The organism is Acinetobacter sp. HR7, from assembly GCF_000773685.1.
Taxonomy (GTDB): Bacteria; Pseudomonadota; Gammaproteobacteria; order Pseudomonadales; family Moraxellaceae; genus Acinetobacter; species Acinetobacter thermotolerans.
Map to the genome: position 1 here is coordinate 1 of NZ_JPQO01000064.1, position 3,992 is coordinate 3,992.

At 41.9% G+C, this 3,992-nt stretch carries 3 protein-coding genes; all 3 read right to left on the bottom strand.

Annotated elements, in window-relative coordinates; genetic code table 11:
- Nucleotides 1-15 precede the first annotated feature (15 nt).
- A complete protein-coding gene (locus GW12_RS04255; protein WP_152598523.1) occupies nt 16-495 on the bottom strand; it encodes a hypothetical protein in 480 nt (159 codons plus the stop codon).
- 96 nt (nt 496-591) lie between these two features.
- A complete protein-coding gene (locus GW12_RS04260; RefSeq protein ID WP_034583926.1) occupies nt 592-1,941 on the bottom strand; it encodes an MFS transporter in 1,350 nt (449 codons plus the stop codon).
- 356 nt (nt 1,942-2,297) lie between these two features.
- On the bottom strand, nt 2,298-3,656 hold the full coding sequence (locus tag GW12_RS04265; protein WP_034583927.1) for an MFS transporter: 1,359 nt from the start codon (nt 3,654-3,656) through the stop codon (nt 2,298-2,300).
- Nucleotides 3,657-3,992: the final 336 nt, after the last annotated feature.

The following is a 3,992-nucleotide window of genomic DNA, read 5'->3' on the forward strand; positions in this document are numbered from 1 at the left end:
ACCTAACTTTTTCAACTAACTACAAATGTGTCGCACTTGGGATTTGAATCTGCGGTTATAAATTTTTTCTCTATTAACTTTTCCTCCTTTATATTTAGATTGAATCAAATAATATTTTTCAATTTTCTCGATTAAATTTATATACTCGTGGTTAGGTATAGCTAAGGCTTCACGAAACCATCTTTTCTTAATCTGTAATAAAGTTAGTTGATCATTTTTATATAAGTGACGAAATTTCTGTTTCACAATTTCATTCCGCTGCTTTTCTACGGCATAAAATAAATATAAAGCGAAAACTTCTGCCAACAACATACAATAAGTCAGAATATCTTGCAGTGCTTTATTCTTAGCATTTGTAAAATAAAAAAAGCCAATAATACTTGAGAAAAATATTAGTACAGAAATAAATAAGCACACAAATAGTATATTTTTAAAAGTCCATACTGTGTGATATGACTCAAATTCTTGATAATATTTTTTAATTAGTCTATTCAATAAAACCACCATAAATCATTATAATTATCATACTTTTATCATAACTATAAGAATCAAAAAAGCCCCCTTTCGGAGGCTTCTTTTTCAAACAGAGTTTTAAGCTTTTGCAGGAATCGTATCTGCTGAACCAATCTTTTCAGATTCATCTTCATGCATGATCAACGCAACCGCAATCGCTGTAATCAATACCGGTAAACCCACTGCAATAAAGTTGAAGTGTGCAGGCAGGTTCATGCCCAGTAAGCCACCAATCAGGATCGGGCCAACAATCGCACCCATACGACCGATCGCAGAAGACCAGCCAATACCCGTAGAACGCACTGCCAGTGGGTAATATTGCGCAACATAGCTGTATAGCAACATTTGTGAACCAATCGAAGCCGCACCTGCCAGGAACACCAGGATGTAAAGCAGGAACTGGTTTGACTGGAAGCCCATCAGGCTCATCACGATCGCACCCATAATACCGAGGAACATCAATACCGGTTTCAGGTGGTAACGGTCAGCCAGAATACCACCGCCCACGATACCCACTACAGCACCCACGTTCATTGCCATCATAAACATCAGGCTGTTGTCCATCGAGAAGCCCGCAGCCATCATTAGCTTCGGCAACCAGCTGCTCAGCGCATACATAGTAAGCAAGCAGGTAAAGAAAGCCACCCAGAACAGTAACGTATTTACCGCACGTCCGCGACGGAACAGGCTTACCACGTTTGCCGCTTCAGGTACGTTTTCTTCAGGTAAAGTAAAGGTTGTGTTGTCGGTTACTTTTACGTTTGGCGCCAGATGACGAACGATACGACGTGCTTCAGCCTGCTTGTTCACTTTCACAATAAAAGATAGAGATTCAGGCAGGAACTTCCAGATCACCGGCAGTAAAAATAAAGGAATACCTGCGATAAAGAACATGATTTGCCAGCCAAAATCTGAGGTAAACCATGAGCCGAGTAAAGCAGCCATCACACCACCCACGGCATAACCACTGAACATGGTGGTTACCAAGGTACTGCGCATTTTTTGCGGTGCGTATTCAGAGGTCAGCGCCACCAGGTTTGGCATTACACCACCAATGCCCAGACCGGCAAGGAAACGCAAAATACCAAATTCAGTCGGGTTAGAAGCAAAGCCACCCGCAAAAGTCAGGCCACTGAATAGCACGATACAGATCATGATCACTTTTTTACGGCCAATTTTGTCTGCCAGTGAACCAAAAATCATTGCACCAAACATCATGCCAGCAAGTGCTGTACTGGCAAGCATTCCCGCTTGTACGGCTGATAAGCCCCAGTCCTGCATGAGTAATGGTAAAGTTACACCATTGATTGCTAAATCGTAGCCATCAAACAAGATAATGAATAAACACCAAGCAACTACATTGAAGTGAAAAGGCGTAAATTTCGCATTATCGACTACAGAATTAACATCTACAGTATCCGTTGTCATCGTTCTCATCTCCCATGAGTACTTGTCCATAAATCCATTCCGACACCAAGAAAAAAGCGTCAGGACGAGCGAATATACGGAAGCTGTTTTTTCGCTACAATAAGACTATTTGTTATGCAACCATGGTCTATATAAAGCAGTATTATTATGTGATTTTTCACATTTTTAAAATTATATAAAACATTGATGAATATATATTTATAGATTTTAATTACGTTTTTTTATGTGATTTTTACCATATTAAAAAATTCTTTGATTTCTTTTGGAAAGTATGAAATTCCATAGAAAAACCCCTGCATTTGCAGGGGTTTGCTCTATTTTAATGCAGTGGGATAAAAAACTGAACCTATGGGTCACTAGGCTTTAACCGCTTTGAGCTTCGCTTCAGCCACCGGATGGGCATCAACCACGCGGTCTTTACGCACAATTAGCGCTACCGCAATTGCTACGATCACGATTGGCAAGCCAACAGCCATGAAATTAATCTGGTGCGGTAATTCCATGCCTAGCAGCATACCAATCAGGATTGGACCAACAATCGCACCACTACGCCCTACTGCCGATGCCCAGCCAATACCGGTCGAACGTACAGTCAATGGATAGTATTGCGCAACATAGCTATACAGCAGAATCTGGCCACCAATCGCTGCTGCACCTGCAACTGCCACCAACAGGTAAATGACTGGCTGTGGAGAGTTAAAACCAAGTAAAGAAAGCGCGACCGCACCTGACAAACACAGGGTAATGATCACCGGTTTCAAGTGGAACTTGTCCGCCAATATGCCACCGCCCACTGTACCGATGACCGCACCGATATTCATTGCCAGCAGGAACATCAAGCTGTTACCGAGTGAATAGCCTGCAGCCATCATCAGTTTTGGCAACCAGCTACCCAATGCATACAGCGTTAATAGACACATAAAGAACGCTAGCCAGAACAGCAAGGTGCTGCCTGCACGCCCCTGCTTAAACAGGCTGCTGACAAATGCGGGTTCAGTCACTTTGACTTCACTAAGAATTAGTTGAGATTGTTCTGAAAGGTTCAACTGATCATTCAGACGCTGCATGATATGACGCGCATTTTCATGCTTTTGTGCTTTTACCAAAAAGGTCAGGGATTCAGGCAGGAATTTCCAGATCACAGGTAATAACAGTAACGGTACTCCTGCGATAAAGAACATGATTTCCCAACCAAAATTAGGCGTAAACCAGGCACCAAATAAAGCAGCCATCACACCACCTACGGCATAACCACTAAACATGGTGGTGACCAGTGTCGCACGTAAGCGTGCAGGCGCGTATTCAGAGGTTAAGGCCACCAGGTTTGGCATAACACCGCCTATGCCTAAACCAGCCAGGAAACGCAATACACCGAATTCAGTCGGGTTTGAAGCAAAGCCACCCGCAAAGGTAAAGCCACTAAACAGCAGCACACAAATCATGATAACTTTCTTACGGCCAATCTTGTCTGCCAACGTACCAAACAGCATGGCACCGAACATCATGCCAGCAAGTGCCGTACTGGCCAGCATACCAGCCTGAACCGCAGATAAAGACCATTCCTGCATTAACAGCGGTAAAGCTACACCATTAATTGCCAGGTCGTAGCCATCAAAAAGAATAATCAGTAGACACCAGAACACAATATTAAAGTGAAATGGCGTAAATTTTGCCTTGTCGATGACCTCATTTACATTGACTATATTCACTGTCACGTCTCACCTCCTGTGAGTTTTCAATTTCATTGTTTTGAACCGCGACACATGACTTTTTCTCTTTGGTCTTATTTTTATAGGTCTATGCTGCCATGTCTTCGCAACCACTATAGTTGAGCATGGCTGAATATGATCAAATACTATACAAAGGTCGCAAAATAGTGCAGAAAACTGGACCCTTGAGTCCATTTTTTAATCAATATTTTTCTTTCAAAATAAGTTATTTACCGAATGGTTTAAATTAAAAATAGGGAAATATTAAAAATAGGGAAATAAATAATATAGGCACAAAAAAACACCCCCAACTCTTTAGTTGGGGGTGTCTGGAATAATGAG

Excerpts from the sequence above, each read along its gene's own strand:
- GW12_RS04260 (WP_034583926.1), bottom strand. The coding sequence starts at position 1,941 with ATGACAACGGATACTGTAGATGTTAATTCTGTAGTCGATAATGCGAAA.